The 15,665-nt window shown below is 69.7% G+C and carries 11 protein-coding genes; all 11 read left to right on the top strand.

From position 1 onward, the window contains the following. Positions 1-128: 128 nt before the first annotated feature. The 11 genes from ACGLHS_RS19845 (at position 129) to tssH (ending at position 15,648) form a co-directional block, all read left to right on the top strand. Positions 129-2,147, top strand: coding sequence for a protein kinase (locus ACGLHS_RS19845; RefSeq protein ID WP_394482461.1), 2,019 nt, complete (start codon positions 129-131; stop codon positions 2,145-2,147). 55 nt (positions 2,148-2,202) lie between these two features. After that, positions 2,203-3,792: a murein transglycosylase A gene (locus ACGLHS_RS19840; RefSeq protein ID WP_394482459.1), complete on the top strand. Its 1,590-nt coding sequence runs from the start codon at positions 2,203-2,205 to the stop codon at positions 3,790-3,792. 7 nt (positions 3,793-3,799) lie between these two features. After that, positions 3,800-4,549 (top strand): hypothetical protein, encoded by a 750-nt coding sequence (locus tag ACGLHS_RS19835; RefSeq protein ID WP_093247406.1) that lies wholly within the window; start codon positions 3,800-3,802, stop codon positions 4,547-4,549. A gap of 27 nt (positions 4,550-4,576) precedes the next feature. Continuing rightward, positions 4,577-5,734: a hypothetical protein gene (locus tag ACGLHS_RS19830; RefSeq protein ID WP_394482457.1), complete on the top strand. Its 1,158-nt coding sequence runs from the start codon at positions 4,577-4,579 to the stop codon at positions 5,732-5,734. A 125-nt stretch (positions 5,735-5,859) separates the two neighbouring features. Then, a complete protein-coding gene (locus tag ACGLHS_RS19825; protein WP_394482455.1) occupies positions 5,860-7,863 on the top strand; it encodes a caspase family protein in 2,004 nt (667 codons plus the stop codon). A gap of 18 nt (positions 7,864-7,881) precedes the next feature. Next, positions 7,882-8,436 carry a type VI secretion system tube protein Hcp gene (locus ACGLHS_RS19820; RefSeq protein WP_394482452.1) on the top strand — a complete coding sequence of 185 codons (555 nt, stop codon included), beginning with the start codon at positions 7,882-7,884 and terminating at the stop codon, positions 8,434-8,436. 22 nt (positions 8,437-8,458) lie between these two features. Then, positions 8,459-9,307 carry a type VI secretion system accessory protein TagJ gene (locus ACGLHS_RS19815; protein ID WP_394482450.1) on the top strand — a complete coding sequence of 283 codons (849 nt, stop codon included), beginning with the start codon at positions 8,459-8,461 and terminating at the stop codon, positions 9,305-9,307. After that, positions 9,300-9,815 (top strand): type VI secretion system baseplate subunit TssE, encoded by a 516-nt coding sequence (gene tssE, locus ACGLHS_RS19810; RefSeq protein WP_394482448.1) that lies wholly within the window; start codon positions 9,300-9,302, stop codon positions 9,813-9,815. Before ACGLHS_RS19815 ends, tssE begins: the two co-directional genes overlap by 8 nt. A gap of 10 nt (positions 9,816-9,825) precedes the next feature. Continuing rightward, a complete protein-coding gene (gene tssF / locus ACGLHS_RS19805; RefSeq protein WP_394482445.1) occupies positions 9,826-11,718 on the top strand; it encodes a type VI secretion system baseplate subunit TssF in 1,893 nt (630 codons plus the stop codon). Beyond that, entirely contained in the window at positions 11,694-12,797 is a 1,104-nt protein-coding gene (gene tssG / locus ACGLHS_RS19800) for a type VI secretion system baseplate subunit TssG (RefSeq protein ID WP_394482443.1), read from the top strand. The genes tssF and tssG overlap by 25 nt, the downstream gene beginning before the upstream one ends. Before the next feature lie 70 nt (positions 12,798-12,867). Next, positions 12,868-15,648: a type VI secretion system ATPase TssH gene (gene tssH, locus ACGLHS_RS19795; RefSeq protein WP_394482441.1), complete on the top strand. Its 2,781-nt coding sequence runs from the start codon at positions 12,868-12,870 to the stop codon at positions 15,646-15,648. Positions 15,649-15,665: the final 17 nt, after the last annotated feature.

The following is a 15,665-nucleotide window of genomic DNA, read 5'->3' as shown; positions in this document are numbered from 1 at the left end:
AGGTCGCCCGCCGGGGCGAGACCCGGCCTCCGCCCTTCGCAAGAAGCGCGAACCCCCGGCCTCGCGAAGCAACCCCTCAGCCTCAGCAAAAACAACCCCGAAGGCATTCAACAACCAGGAGCCAGTCAATGACCGACTCCCCAGAAAAACCGCAACCAGAAGACGACCGCACACGCGTCGTCTCAAGACCCGCCCAGCCGCCAACAGGCAGCGGCGACTCATCAGCAACCGTCATCACAGCCGGCTCCACCATCAGCCCGTCCGGAACAGGCCCCGCAGTACCAGTCACAAACCCAGCCACAGGCAGCCACGAAGCCGGCCTCCTCCCCGTAGGCAGCCGCCTCGCAGAGTTCGAAATCACCAGAGTCATAGGCCAGGGCGGCTTCGGCGTCGTCTACGAAGCCTGGGACCACACCCTCGAACGCGTGGTCGCCATCAAGGAGTACCTGCCAACCTCGCTGTCGACAAGACAGCAGGACGGCACCGTAGTCCCCCTGTCCGAGCGCCACAGGGAAACCTTCGACCTCGGCATGCGCAGCTTCATCAACGAAGCCCGCCTGCTCGCCCAGTTCGACCACCCGTCGCTCCTCAAGGTCTACCGCTTCTGGCAGGAAAAGGGCACCACCTACATGGTCATGCCCTTCTACAAGGGCGATACGCTGCGAGAGGCGCTGGTCGCCATTCCGGCAGGCGTCGACGAGGCCTGGCTCATCCGCATCATGGATGGCGTCACGCAGGCGCTGGCCGTGATGCACCACGCCCATTGCTACCACCGCGACATCGCGCCCGACAACATCATCCTGCTCGAAGGCTCGGGCCGTCCGGTGGTGCTCGACTTCGGTGCCGCGCGCCGCGTGATCACCGACAAGACGCAGGCGATCACCGTCATCCTCAAGCCGGGCTATGCGCCCATCGAGCAGTACGCCGAGATGCCCGACATGTCCCAGGGCGCGTGGACCGACGTGTACGCGCTCGCGGCCGTGATGCACGTGGCGGTGTGCGGCCGCGCGCCGCCGCCGTCGGTGGCGCGGCTGCTGTCCGACAGCTACGTGCCGCTGGCGGGCAACGACATCCTGCGCCAGCGCTACAGCCTGCGGCTGCTGCAGGCGATCGACGCGGGCCTGGGCGTGCGGCCCGAGCAGCGGCCGCAGTCGATGGCCGAGCTGCGCGCCGCGCTCGACCTCGACGTGGGCCACAGCATCGCGCCCACGCCGCGCACGCAGCCGCCTTCGGGGGCGCGCAGCAGCAATGCAGGCGGCAACAACAATGCCGATGCGGCCACGGTCATCGCCAGCGGCAGCACCGGCAACAAGAACAAGACCAGCAGCGGCAAGGCATCGCCACCGGCGCCCATTTCTGAAGACGGCAAGAACAACAACGGCACAGGCAAGAGCAAGACCGTGATCGCACTCGCCTCGGTCGCCATCGCCGCAGTCGTGGCGGGTGGCGGCTGGTGGTGGCTGCAGGGCCGTACGCCGGCTGGCGACGTGAGCAGCAACAACAGCAGTGGTGGTGGCAGCAGCGGCAAGCAGAGCACGACGCCCACGCCACCACCCACCCCCGACGTCAAGGTCGCCGAAGCCCCTCCGGCACCACCCCCCGCACCGCCTGCACCACCGCCCCCACCGGCACCACGCACGCCCACCGATTCGCTGCAATCGCTCGCAGCCGGCGCAGCAGCAGGCTTCGACGTTTCGGCCGCGCCGAAGAAGGCCGAAGTCGCCGTCGGCAAGGACCGGCTCGCCTTCGAGGTCCGCAGCAAGCGCGAGGGCTTCGTCTATGTCTTCCTGCTGTCCAGCGGCGGCGAGATGTTCCTGCTGTTCCCGAACCTGCTCGACAAGTACAACAAGATCACCGCCGGCGGCACGCTCTCGCTGCCGCGTGCGTCGTGGCCGATGGACGCGGGCGGGCCCGCGGGCACCGACCAGTTCGCGGTGCTCGTGAGCGAGCACGAGCGCGACTTCAGCGCGGCGGGCGTGCAGAACGACGGCGTGTTCCCGGTGTTTCCGCTGCCGGTGCTGGCCGCGCTCGAGGCCACGCGCGGCAACGGGCCGTCGCCGTTGCTGGGCAAGCCGGTGTGCCCGACCGGCGGCGCGCCATGCAACGACGTCTATGGCGTCGCGAATTTCAAAATCGTCGAGAAGTAATCGTCTGTAGAGCGTTGGCCCCACGGGCCGCCGCTTCTCGGACAAGGAGACCTTCATGCACACCACCTCACAGCCGCCGCGCTTCACACCCGCACTGCTTCGCTGGGCCGTCGCCGCCGCCGTCGCTTCGCTGGCGGGTTGCGCCGCGCCACCGCCGGCATCGACGACCCCCGACACCGGCGCCACCGCCCCCGACACATCGGCCGCCTCGCGGCCGCCGCCCACGGGGGCCAGCGTGGCGGGCCAGGCGCGCACCTTCTCGACGCAACTGGCTACCTACACCTCGGTCAGCTTCGACGCGGTGCCGGGCTGGTCGCGCGACGATTTCTCCGAAAGCTGGCCCGCCTTTCTCGGCAGCTGCAAGGTGCTGACCGCGCGCGGCGCCGAATGGAAGGAGGTGTGCGACAGGGCCCAGAAGGTCGACGGCAAGAACAACACCGCGATCCGCGGCTTCTTCGAGAACGGCTTTTCGGCCTACCAGATCCGCGACGACGACCGCCGGCCCGACGGCGTGGTCACCGGCTACTTCGAGCCCGAGATCGCGGGCAGCCGCCAGTACGCCGCGCCGTTCATCTACCCGGTGTACGGCCAGCCCGACGACATGCTGTTCGCCGATGCGCGCAAGCTGCCCGCGGGCAACGGCACGGTGGCGGCCCGGGTCGAAGGGCGCAACGTGGTGGTGCAGACCGGCCTGAGCACGCGCGACATGGGCGCGCCGGGCCTGTATGCGCTCGACCTCTCGGGCATCTCGCGCGACACCATCGACCGCAAGGTGCGCCTGCGGGTCGAGGGCAAGCAGCTGCTGCCGTACTACACGCGCGAAGAGATCGAGACCAAGGGCGCGCCCAACGCCAAGGTGCTGGCCTTCGTGAGCAGCGCCACCGCGCTGTACGAAATGCAGATCCAGGGCTCGGGCCGCATCAAGCTGGCCAGCGGCGAGATCATCCGCGTGGCCTACGCCGAGCAGAACGGCCAGCCCTTCCGCCCCACGCTCGCGCAGGCCGCCAACGGCAAGCCGCGCAGCGCGGTCAAGGTGCGCGGCTCGTCCATCGAGCTGCAGCTGGACGACGGCGATGACGACGACGACACCGGCGCCGTCGCGCCCGGCACCATCCGCACGCGCGGCTTCACGCTGGTGCGGCCGGCGAGCAGCGGCGCGGTCGTGGTGCCGGGTCGGCACGCGGCGGGCGCGGTGTCGGGCTCGGGCATCAAGGACCCGAGCTATGTGTTCTTCAAGGAAGCCGCCTCGCCGGTCGGCGGGCCGGTGGGGGCCTTCGGCGTGCCGCTGTCGGCGGGGCGTTCGATCGCGGTCGATCCGCGCAGCACGCCGCTGGGCTACCCGGTGTTCGTCTCGACCCGCACGCCCGGCAGCGGCGCGCCGATGCAGCGCCTGACCATCGCGCAAGACACCGGCGGTGCCATCCGCGGCGCGGTGCGGGCCGACTACTTCTTCGGCAACGGACAGCAGGCCGCGACCAACGCGCGCCGCATGAAGGAGCGCGGCCAGCTGTGGATTCTTCTGCCGCGCGGCCTGGCCGTGGCGCAGGCCGCGGCGTCGTCGGCCATTCGCACGCGCGGCGGGCCCGTGGGCGCCAACCTGCCGCAGTGCCTTGTCCCGACCGAAGGCGTGTGCGTAGACGACTGAAATCTCCATGCAAGAAACCCTGTCGTCCGCGGAAAGCACTGAACTCGTCCGCCTCTGGCGGCGGCGGCAGACGCTGTCCCCGAACGACATGGGCACCATGTACCGCATCGTCGGCAATGCGCTGGTGGCCTGCAATCCGCCCGAGCTGCAGGTGCTGGGCGAAGGGCGGCAGGAGCTGGTGGCGCAGTTCATCTACGTCAAGGTGCTGCGGCTCGACGCCGACCCCGACGAGTCGGAAGAGCGCGCGGGCCACAGCGCGCCGTCGACCGCGTTCGCGCTGTGCGCGTACTTCCGGCGCTACCTGATCGACTGCACGCGCGCCAGCGCGTTTCGCCGCAAGCTCTCGATCGGCGAGCAGATCACCGAGGCCCAGCTCGAAGACGAGATCGGCGCCGGCGAAGACCTCGAAGGCTGCCTGGCCGAACACGGCCTGAGCGCGCAGGCCGTGCAACTGGCCGCGCGCGCCTTCATCGCCGAGCTGCCCGAGCCCGAGCGCCTGCTGCTGTGCGAGGGCTTCGGCAAGGAAGCCGAAGGCGGCCTGTCGGGCATCGCCTCGCGCCATGCCATCGCCTCGTACCACTACCGCGCAGGCCGGCTGGGCCTCGTGCACAAGCGCGAGGGGCTCACGGCGGACTACGCCAAGACCCGGCTCGGCGGCTGGCTCCAGCAGACGCTGGGCATCGCCATCGAGGCCGAGAACATGGCGGCGATCCTGCAGGTTTTCAAAATCCTCGGCGCTGAAGCGTCTTACGCCTGAAGACATAGCCATTCAGGAACAGACGCCATGAACACCGAACTCTGGCCCCCGCTCAGCGTGATCCGCAACGCGTTCGAGACCGCCGCACCCGCGCCCGGCGAGGCGATGCCCGCCGTGGCCACGGTGGACATGCCGGGTTCGACGACGCCCGGAACGGCGGTCGAACCTCCGCCCGCGCCAGCGCTGTCGGACCTGCTGCTGCCGCTCGCCGAACTGGCCCGGCGCCGCGAGGCCGTCGCCCGGCGCGCCTTCACCGCGCGCTGGATGCCGGGCCGCCTCGTCAGCGTCGTGCATGAAGGGCGGCTGCTGGGCGTGCTGCTCGACCGCTGCATCCACGACGACCTGTGGCAAGGCTGGATGGCCGCCGCCGAGGCCGACTGGGCCAGTGCCTTCGACGTGCTGCTGGAGCCCGACGACGAGCCCTTCGAGCCGATGTTCGGCGTGGTCCAGGCCTGGAACCTGCTCACGCTCGAAGCCAGTCCGCAGTTGTGCGCGCGCGTGCAGGGCGAGATCTCGGCCACGCGGCTCGCGGCGGTTCGCGCGGTGCACGACGAGTGGGCCGCACGGGCCGCGCTGGCCATTGCGCCCGAGCCCGGACGCATCGCCTTGCGCAGCGTGGGCGGCGCGTTCTCGGTGCTCACGGGCACGCCGCTTGGCCCGCAGGACCCGCGCGCCGACTACCAGGCGCTGTACCGCGACGTGGGCCTGCGACTGGGCGCGGCGCCGTCGCCGGTGCCATCGCCCGTGCCATCACCGAACGCGGCGCCCGTGCCGCCCGCGCGCGCCACGCCGCTGCCCAAGCCCGAAGACGGCTGGTGGGGCAGCATCCGGCGCTGGTTCGGTGCCGACGGCTGGGTGCGCCCGGCCTTCGCGGTGCTGGCCCTGTGCGTGGTGGTGCAGAACATCGGCCTGCTCGGTGGCGGCACGGAAGACGACGAGGTGCGCTACCGCACCGTGCCGACTGCGCCCGCACCGGTGCGCGCCGACCTGTTCGTGCGATGGAAGGACGGCGTGCGCATGGACGAGGCCGACCGGCTGCTGCAGTCGGTCTCGGCGGAAGTGGTGGGCGGGCCCGGCGCTGGCGGTACCTGGCGCCTGCGCGTGCCGGACCCGGTCGAAGGCCTGTCGGTGCTGGCGGCGTCGCCGCTGGTCGAGTCGGTGGGGCCGGCGTCGGAGCGGCCATGAGAGTGCCCGCGCGTTCGCCTTTCTCCCTCCCCCTCTGGGGGAGGGCAGGGGTGGGGGCACGCGGCGTATCCATGGGGCGCTCTGCCTGCCCCCATCCCAGCCTTCCCCCAGAGGGGGAAGGAGCCATGCAGCGGCTGTGCTGCCTGTGGGTGTTGACGGCGTTGATGCTGCTCGCATCAGGCAGCGCCTTCGCCACCCAGCGCGCCTTGCTCGTCGGCGTCTCCGAACTCGTCAACCAGCCGCAGGCCCTCTGGCTGCAGGCCCCGCGCAACGACGTGATGCTCATGCGCGACGCGCTGCTCAAGCAGGGCTTCGCGACCTCCGACATCGTGCTGCTCGCCGATGGCGTGAGCGGTGCCGCGTTGCCCGATGCGCAGGCCATCCACGAGGCGCTGGCCCGGTTGCTCGCGCAGTCGAAAAGCGGCGACTTCGTGCTGCTCTACTTCTCGGGCCACGGCACCCGTTTGCGCGACACCGCCAAGCGCTACCAGGAGCCCGATGGCCTGTCGGAGAACTTCCTCGCGCGCGACGTGCGCGGCACGCTCGGCAGCGACAACGTGCTGACGGGCGACCTGCGCGATGTCGATTTCGACGGCTGGATACAGGCCTTTCTTGCCCGCAACGTCTTCGTCGCCTCGGTGTTCGACACCTGTTCCGCCAACTCCATGACGCGCGGCACCGTCGATGCGCCGGCCACTGCCGAAGGCCCGGCCGACGACGAAGTGCGCTGGCGCGGCCTGCGTGCCGTGCAACTGGCCAGTGGCGGTGGAGGCAATGCACCGGACCCATCCACGACCGTGCGCGCGGTGACGCCGCCCGTGCCGGCCGAGACCGTGCCGCGCGCCCGCTACGTCGCGCTCTTCGCCTCCGAGAGCCACCAGATCACGCCCGAGCTGCGGCTGCCGCGCAAGAGCCGAAGCGCCCGGCCGCAGGGGCTGCTCACATGGGCCGTGGTCGAGGCCCTGTCGCGCAAGCCCGCCACCTGGCGCGACCTGTTCGACGGCGTGCTCGCGCTCTACCCGCCAGTCATCGACGAACTCGCGCAGCGCTTTCCCACGCGCGAGCTGCCGTCGCCCGTGGCCGAGGGCAACCTCGACGCACCGCTGTTCGCCAACCGCGCGCCGGCCGTCTCGACCCGCCCGGTCTGGCGCGCGCAGCGCTCCGGCGACACGCTCACGCTGCAGGCCGGCCAGCTCGACGGCCTGGTGGCGCAGCAGCCGCTGCGCGTGCTGGCCACCATGGACGACGGCACCGTGCGCAGCGCCGAGGGCACGCTCGCGCAGGCCTTCACCGACAAGGCGCGCATGGCGGTGCCGCCCGCGTTGCGCGAGCTCACCGGTGCCGTGCTCTGGAACATCACGCCGCTGGGCGAGCCGGCCACGGTCGCGCTGCGCGTGCGCGCGGAGCAGGGCCTGCCGACCGGGCTGAGCCTCGAATACCCGGCCTCCGTCGTTGCCGTGAACGACGCGGACGGCGCCGACGTCCGCTGGTCCGCCGGCCGGCTCGAAGTGCTCTCGCCGCAGCTCGGCGCGGGCGCGGGTGCGAAGCCGGTGCCCGCCGATGCGGCCGTGGCGCGCCGGCGCCTCGAAGTGTTGGCCCGCCTCAAGTGGCTCAACCAGCTCTACACCATCGCCAAGGACGCGCAGTTCGACGGCTTCGACGCGGTGTTCGAAGTCTGGAACGGCGATCGCCTGGTGCGCAGCGGCTCCGCGCAGCAGATCGACGCAAAGCTTCTGCCGCTTCGCGGCGGCGAGCGCGCCGTGCTCAACGTGCGCAACACCAGCGCGCGCTCGGTGGACCTCGTCATCGTCGGCATCGACCCGCAGGGCGGTGCGCGACAGGTCTACCCCGAAGACCCGGGCGAGACCAACCGCTTCAAGCGCGGCACGCGCGAGTCGCCCGCCGCCAAGCGCTTCGAGCTGCCGTGGTTCAACGCGGAAGGCAGCCGGCTGCTCGTGCTGGCCACGCCGGCCGCGCCGTACAGCGCGCCGCGATTGTTCGGCACCGGCGCGGTGGCCATCAACACGGCACCCGACGTTCGGGTGCGCGGGGCATTGCAGCCCGACAGCGAGCGGCAGGCCTTTGCCGCGGTGGTCCGGTGGGCGGGCGATGCCTCGCCCGCACGGTAGTTTTTTCAGGAGATGGCAATGTCATTCAACAACGGCGGGTACCTGGAGACCGACGACGCGCTGCGCATGCTCGACCTGCTGTCGCAGGCATCGGGCAGCGACTTCTACATGTCGGTCGAGAGCAAGGGCAAGAAGGTCGCGGGCGAGATCCAGACCCTCTTCTCGGACAACATGGAGGTGCTGGAAATTGGCGGCTACTCCTATGTGGCAGAGGTCGCGTCCGCGCCCGGCTCCGGCAAGGGCGTCGCGCGGGGGCTGCCGCTGGCGGTGGTGCGCGACTGCGATGCCGCCACCGCCTCGATCGCCAGCCTGCTGTACAGCCAGGACAGCGACCTGATCGTCAACATCCTGGTCTTCAAGGCCGGCGGCGACAACGTCGACCGGCAGCCCTTCTTCGAGATCGAACTCACCGGCGGCCGCGTCAGCCAGCACGCGATCCTGACGGGCGGCGTGCCCAAGCGGCCGTGCGAGATCGTCGTGTTCAGCTACCGCGCCATCGAGATCAAGAGCGCGCCGCAGCTGGTCAGCGGCATCCGCGGCGCGGTGCGCGCCGCCAAGCTCGTCAACCACTGAGCCCGATCAGGAAAGCCACGCCATGACCGCTGCCGAACTCATCAAGTCCGCCGATCCGGTCGGCGCCCTCAAGGCACTGAGCGACGAGGTGCGCGCCAGGCCTTCCGACAGCAAGCACCGCGTCTTCATGGCGCAGCTGCTGTGCGTGCTGGGGCAGTGGGAGCGCGCGCTCAACCAGCTCACCGTCGCGGCCGAACTCGACGCGCTCGCCGTGCCGATGAAGCAGGTGTACGGCGACGCCGTGCGCTGCGAAGGCCTGCGCGCCGAAGTGTTCGCCGGCACGCGCACGCCGATGATCTTCGGCCAGCCCGACGAATGGCTGGCGCTGCTCATCGAATCGCTGCTGCGCCAGGGGCGCGGCGAAGCGGCACTGGCCGAAGACCTGCGCCAGCGCGCCTTCGACGGCGCGCCCGCCATCGGCGGCACCATCGACGGCACGCCCTTCGAATGGCTGGCCGATGCCGACATGCGGCTGGGCCCGGTCCTCGAGGCCTTCGTCAACGGCAAGTACTACTGGATTCCGTACGCGCGCCTGGCGCACATCAAGATCGAGCCGCCCGAAGACCTGCGCGACTGCGTGTGGATGCCCGCGCACCTGCAGTTCGAGAACGGCGGCGAAACGCTCGCGCTGATTCCCACGCGCTACGAAGGCACCGAGAAAATGGAAGACGGCGAGCTGCGGCTCGCGCGCAAGACCGAGTGGCGCGAGTTGCGGCCGGAGGTCTGGGCTGGCTACGGGCAGCGCGTGCTCGGCAGCGACGCGGGCGAATATGCGCTCATGGACGTGCGCGAGATCCTGTTCACGCATGCGCCCGGCGCCGTGGACGGCGCGCAAGGCGCGCACGAAGCGAACGAGGCCGGCCATGGTTGACGTTGCCGCGGCCCAGGAGCGCCTGCAGCCTTCGCTGCTCGACCGCCTCGTCGACAACGCACCCAGCGAGAAGCGCGAGAGCGACGAGAAACGCACGCTGACCCGCCAGGCCTTGCGCGCGGCCGTGCTGCGCGACCTGGGCTGGCTCTTCAACGCCACCGGCTATGGCCTCGCGATGGACGACCGGCAGTTTCCGAACGCGGCGCGCTCGGTCGTCAACTACGGATTGCCTATGCTGTCTGGCCAGTTCACCTCGTCGGTGCAGCGTGTCAGCATGGAACAGGCTTTGAAGAACGCGATCCTGCAGTTCGAGCCGCGCATCCTGTCCCGCACTCTCGAAGTGGAACTCATCATGGAAGGCTCCGCCCTGGACTCCCACAACAGCATCGGCCTGCAGATACGCGGCATGCTCTGGGCGCAGCCCGTGCCGCTGGAGTTCTTGATGCGCAGCCGGGTCGACCTGGAAGAGGGCCGCATCGAAATTCAAGACATGGCGCAAAAACCATGAGCCCCATGCCATGGACCCCCGGCTGCTGACCCTGTACGAACAGGAGCTGCGCTACTTCCGCGAAAGCGCGTCGGAGTTCGCGCGCGCCTTTCCGAAGATCGCGCACCGCCTGGGCATCGAAGGCCAGGAGGTCGCCGACCCGTATGTCGAGCGCCTGATCGAGGCCACGGCCTTCCTGTCGGCGCGCGTCAACCTCAAGCTCGATGCCGAGTACCCGCGCTTCACGGGGCACCTGCTCGACGTCGTCTATCCGCACTTTCTGGCGCCCACGCCGTCGATGGCGGTGGTGTCCTTCGCGCCCGACCCGGAAGACGCCAATCTGGCCACCGGCCCGGCGCTGCCGCGCGGCAGCGGCCTGCGCGCACGGCAGGCCGTGGGGCAGAACACGCATTGCGAATTCCGCACCGCCGCCGCGTTGCGCGTGTGGCCGCTGGAGATCCAGCGCGCCCAGTACTTCACCTATGCGCCCGACCTGCCGCTGAACACGCACCCGCAGGCGCGCAGCATTCGCGGCGGCCTGCGCATCGCGCTGCACACCACCGCCGGCCTTGACTTCAGCCAGATCGCGCTCGACGACCTCGTGCTGCATTTCAGCGGCGGGGAAGACGTGGCCTGGCAACTGCACGAATGCACGCTGGGCCAGCCCATCGGCGTGATGGTTCGGCCGCTGTCGCCCTCGGGTGCGTTGCAGGGCGAGGTGCGCCACCTGCCGCCCGATGCGATCCGCGCCGTGGGCTTCGAGGACGACGAGGCGCTGCTGCCCGTCACCGCCACGGGCTTCTCGGGCTTTCGCCTGCTGCAGGAGTACTTTGCCTTTCCGCAGCGCTTCCAGTTCGCGCGCATCGCTGGCCTGCAGCCGCTGCTGGCGGCCATGCCCGTGACCGAGGTCGAGGTCGTGCTGCTCTTTTCGCGTGGCGATGCCGCGCTCGAAAAGCTGGTGAGCGCCGACAACGTGCAGCTGCATTGCGTGCCGGCCATCAACCTGTTCAGCCGGCGCCTGGACCGCGTGCCGCTGACCGAAGGCGTGAGCCAGTTCCACCTGCTGCCCGACCGCACGCGGCCGCAGGACTTCGAGGTGCACACCGTCACCGAGGCCATCGGCCATGGCGCGCCGGGCTCGGACACGGCTGCCGTCGAGCAGGTCTTCCGGCCGTTCTACTCGGCCTTCCACGGCACGCGGCACAGCCACCCGGCCTACTTCACGACCACGCGCGAGCCGCGCATGCTCTCGGTGCGCCAGCGCACCGAAGGCCATCGCAGCAGCCACATCGGCTCCGAGGTCTACATGCAGATCGTCGACCCGCAGCAGGCGCCGTATGCGGCCACGCTGCGGCAGCTGGCGGTGACGGCGCTGTGCACCAACCGCGACCTGCCGCTGCTGCTGCCCGTGGGCCGCGACAACGACTTCGATTGCGTCGACTCCTTCCCCGTGCAGCGCGTGCGCATGGTGCGCGGCCCTTCGCGGCCGGTGTCGCCGGTGGTCAGCCAGGGGCTGGGCTGGCGCGTGCTCGATCACCTCGCGCTCAACTACCTTTCGCTGTCCGACAGCACGCCGCAGCAGGGCGCCGCGGCGTTGCGCGAGACCTTGATGCTCTACGCGGTGCACGCCGATGAAATGCGCCAGGGCCAGGTGCGCGGGCTGCTGTCGGTCAAGAGCAAGCCGGTGGCGCGCCGCCTGCCGATGAAGGGGCCGATCGCCTTCGGGCGCGGGCTCGAAGTGACGCTCGAAGTCGACAAGGACGCCTTTCACGGCCACAGCGTGTTCCTGTTCGGTGCCGTGCTGGCGCGCTATCTGGCGCGCCACGTCGAGGTCAATCATTTCGTCGAGACCGTGCTTCGCATCGCGGGCAAGGGCGAGACCATGCGCTGGAGACCGCTGTGCGGGACACGGCAGATCCTGTAGCCGACGTGCCGGCATCGGCAGCAGCAGTGCCAGCGGGCACGGCGGCGTCGCGGGTCGCCGGCGCGGTGCACGCATGGTCGGCCGAGCCGTGGTCCTTCGATTACTTCGCGGCGCTGCGCCGGCTGGAGTCGGTGGCGAAGACCACGCCGCGCTGGGGCCGCGCGCTGCTGCCGAGCGCCGAGCCGCTGCGCGTGGGGCAGGAGCCTTCGCTGTCGTTCGCACCGGCCAGCTTCAGCCGCTTCGAGGCGGCGAGCGCGTATTCGCCGCCGCGGCTGCGCCAGCATTTCTTCAGCTACATCGGCCCCAACGGCCCGTTGCCGGTGCACCTGAGCGACTTCATCCGCGAGCGCAGCCTGAACCATGGCGACCCGACCTGGCTGGCCTTTCTCGACACCTTCCTGCATCGCTTCTCGCTGCACTTCTACCGGGCCTGGGCGCAGGCGCGCCCGGCGGTGGCGCTCGACCGGCCGGACGAAGACCGGTTCCGGCTGCAGATCGGCGCGCTGGTCGGCATCGGCGCGCCGGGGCGCATCGAGCGCGACGAGGTGCACGACGACGCGCGCCTGCATTTCTCGGGCTGGCTTGCGCGCCGCGTGCACAACGCCGAGAGCGTGGCGTCGGTGCTGTGCTGCTACTTCGGCGTGCCCGTGACGCTGGAGCGCTGGGTCGGCCACTGGATGAGCCTGCCGGCCGGCGAGCTGACGCGGCTGGGACAGGGCGAGAGTTCGCGTTCGATGGGCATGGGCGCGATGCTCGGCACGCGCGCGTGGGACCGGCAGCACCGCGTGCGCCTGCACCTGGGCCCGCTCACGCTGGACCAGTACCGCATGTTCCTGCCCACGCGCGAGGTCGGCAATGCACAGCCGGTGCTGCAGCGCTGGATGCTGCAACTGCTGGGCGACGAACTCGAATGGGACGCCGAGCTGGTGCTCGAAAAGGCACAGGTGCCCGTCACGCGCCTGGGCCATGCCAAGGGCAATGCGCCGCGCCTGGGCTGGGTCTCGTGGCTCGGCGAGCGCACGCGCAGCCGCGACGCGGCGGACGTTCGCATCGGCCGTCAACCGGCGGGAGCGCATTGATGCGAGTCCACCTTTCTTCGCCTTTCAATCCTTCCAGCTTCATTCGTCTAGACGAGATACGGAGTCCTTCATGAGTGAAATCAGCCGCACCGCCCTTTTCGGCAAACTCAATTCGCTGGCCTACAAGGCCATCGAAGGCGCGACCGTGTTCTGCAAGATGCGGGGCAATCCGTATGTGGAGCTGGAGCACTGGTTCGCCCAGCTGCTGCAGGTGCAGGACTCCGACCTGCACCGCGTGATCCAGCACTACGGCCTCGACGTGTCGGTGATCGCCAAGGACATGACGGCCGCGCTCGACCGCCTGCCACGCGGCGCCACCGCCATCAGCGACTTTTCGCCCCACATCGAGAACGCCATCGAGCGCGCATGGACCTACGCCACCCTGCAGTTCGGCGAGGCGCAGGTGCGCACCGGCTACATCCTGGTTGGCATGCTGAAGACGCAGAGCCTGCGCAATCCGTTGTTCGGGTTGTCGAAGCAGTTCGAGAAGGTGAAGGTCGAGGACCTCGCCGACAACTTCGCAAAGATCTGCGACGCCTCGCCCGAATCGCAGATGCGCGCACAGGACGGCACCGGCATGGGCAGCGGCGCGCCCGGCGAAGACTCGGGCGCGATGGCGCCGGCCGCCATGGGCAAGGGCGATGCGCTGAAGAAGTTCGCGGTCGACCTCACCGAGAAGGCCAAGAAGGGCGAGATGGACCCGGTGACCGGGCGCGACGAAGAGATCCGCCAGATCGTCGACATCCTCATGCGCCGCCGCCAGAACAACCCGCTGCTCACCGGCGAGGCCGGTGTCGGCAAGACGGCGGTGGTCGAAGGCTTCGCGCAGCGGCTGGCGCGCGGCGACGTGCCGCCGCAACTGAAAGACGTGAAGCTGCTCACGCTCGACATCGGCCTGCTGCAGGCCGGTGCGAGCATGAAGGGCGAGTTCGAGCAGCGCCTGCGCCAGGTGATCGACGAGGTGCAGAGTTCGCCCACGCCCATCATTCTTTTCATCGACGAGATCCACACGCTGGTGGGCGCGGGCGGCGCGGCGGGCACCGGCGATGCGGCCAACCTGCTCAAGCCCGCGCTGGCGCGCGGCAACCTGCGCACCATCGGCGCGACCACCTGGGCCGAGTACAAGAAGTACATCGAAAAAGACCCGGCGCTCACGCGGCGCTTCCAGGTCGTGCAGGTGCCCGAGCCCGACGAGACCAAGGCGATCCTGATGCTGCGCGGCGTGGCCAGCGTGCTCGAGAAGCATCACCGCGTGCAGTTGCTCGACGAGGCCATCGAGGCGGCCGTGAAGCTGAGCCACCGCTACATTCCCGCGCGGCAGTTGCCCGACAAGGCAGTGAGCCTGCTCGACACCGCGTGTGCGCGCGTGGCCGTGTCGCAGCACGCGACGCCGCCCGAGGTGGAAGACTGCATGCGCCGCATCGAAGGGCTCACGGTCGAACAGGAGATCATCGGGCGCGAGGAGGCCATCGGCATCGACGTGACCAAGCGCGCGGCGCAGGTCGCGGCGCTGCTGGCCGAGTCGAATGTGCAGCTCGAGGCGTTGAATGCGCGGTGGAAGGAAGAGAAGGGGCTGGTCGACCGGCTGCTTGAGCTGCGCGCGAAGCTGCGGGCGGGGAACAGGCCGGTGGATGCTGCTTCACTCCCTCCCCTTCCGGGGGAGGGCAAGGGTGGGGGCAGCGGCGCATCGAATGCTGACGGTGGTGCGAAGGCCGACGTGCCCCCACCCCAACCCTCCCCCAGCGGGGGAGGGAGCGAAGACCGGGCGGTGCTGCTTGCGGAACTGCATGAGCTGCAGGCCAAGATCCATGCGGTGCAGGGCGAGTCGCCGCTGATCCTGCCCTCCGTCGACGAGCAGGCCGTGGCCTCCGTCGTCGCCGACTGGACCGGCATTCCCGTCGGCCGCATGGTCAAGAACGAAGTGGAGGCGGTGCTCAAGCTCGCCGACACGCTCAACCAGCGCGTCATCGGCCAGAAGCACGGGCTGGAGATGATCGCGCGGCGCATCCAGACCTCGCGCGCGCGGCTGGACAACCCGCAGAAGCCCATCGGCGTCTTCATGCTCTGCGGCACCTCCGGCGTCGGCAAGACCGAGACCGCGCTCGCGCTGGCCGAGGCGCTGTATGGCGGCGAGCAGAACATCATCACCATCAACATGAGCGAGTTCCAGGAGGCACACACCGTCTCCACGCTCAAGGGCGCACCTCCGGGCTATGTGGGCTATGGCGAAGGCGGCATCCTGACCGAGGCCGTGCGCCGCCGGCCCTACAGCGTGGTGCTGCTCGACGAAGTGGAGAAGGCCCACCCCGACGTGCACGAGATCTTCTTCCAGGTCTTCGACAAGGGCTGGATGGAAGACGGCGAGGGCCGCATGATCGACTTCAAGAACACGATCATTTTGCTGACCACCAACGCCGGCAGCGAACTGGTGATGAGCATGTGCCGCGACCCCGAGCTGCTGCCCGACTCGAACGCGCTGGCCGATGCGCTCAAGGCACCGCTGATGAAGGTGTTCCCGCCCGCGCTGCTGGGCCGCATCGTCACCATTCCCTACTACCCGCTGTCGCCCGACATGATGAAGAAGATCGTGCGGCTGCAACTGGGCCGCATCAAGAAGCGCGTCGAGACCAACCACGGCGTGCCCTTCGAGTACAGCGAGGCGGTGGTCGAGCAGGTGGTCGCGCGCTGCCAGGACCCGGAGTCGGGCGGCCGCGTGATCGACGCGATCCTGACCAACACCGTGCTGCCCACGATCTCGGTCGAGTACCTGCAGCGTCTGGCGTCGGGCGGCGAGATCCGCCGCGTCGCGCTCGACGTGAAAGACGCCGACTTCACCTACGCCTTCGACTAGGCGCACTCCAATCCCGC

This window comes from Variovorax sp. VaC1 (assembly GCF_043658315.1).
Classification (GTDB): Bacteria; Pseudomonadota; Gammaproteobacteria; order Burkholderiales; family Burkholderiaceae_C; genus Variovorax.
Note: the sequence above shows the minus strand (reverse complement) of the source record. Positions and strands in the feature narration are given on the sequence as shown.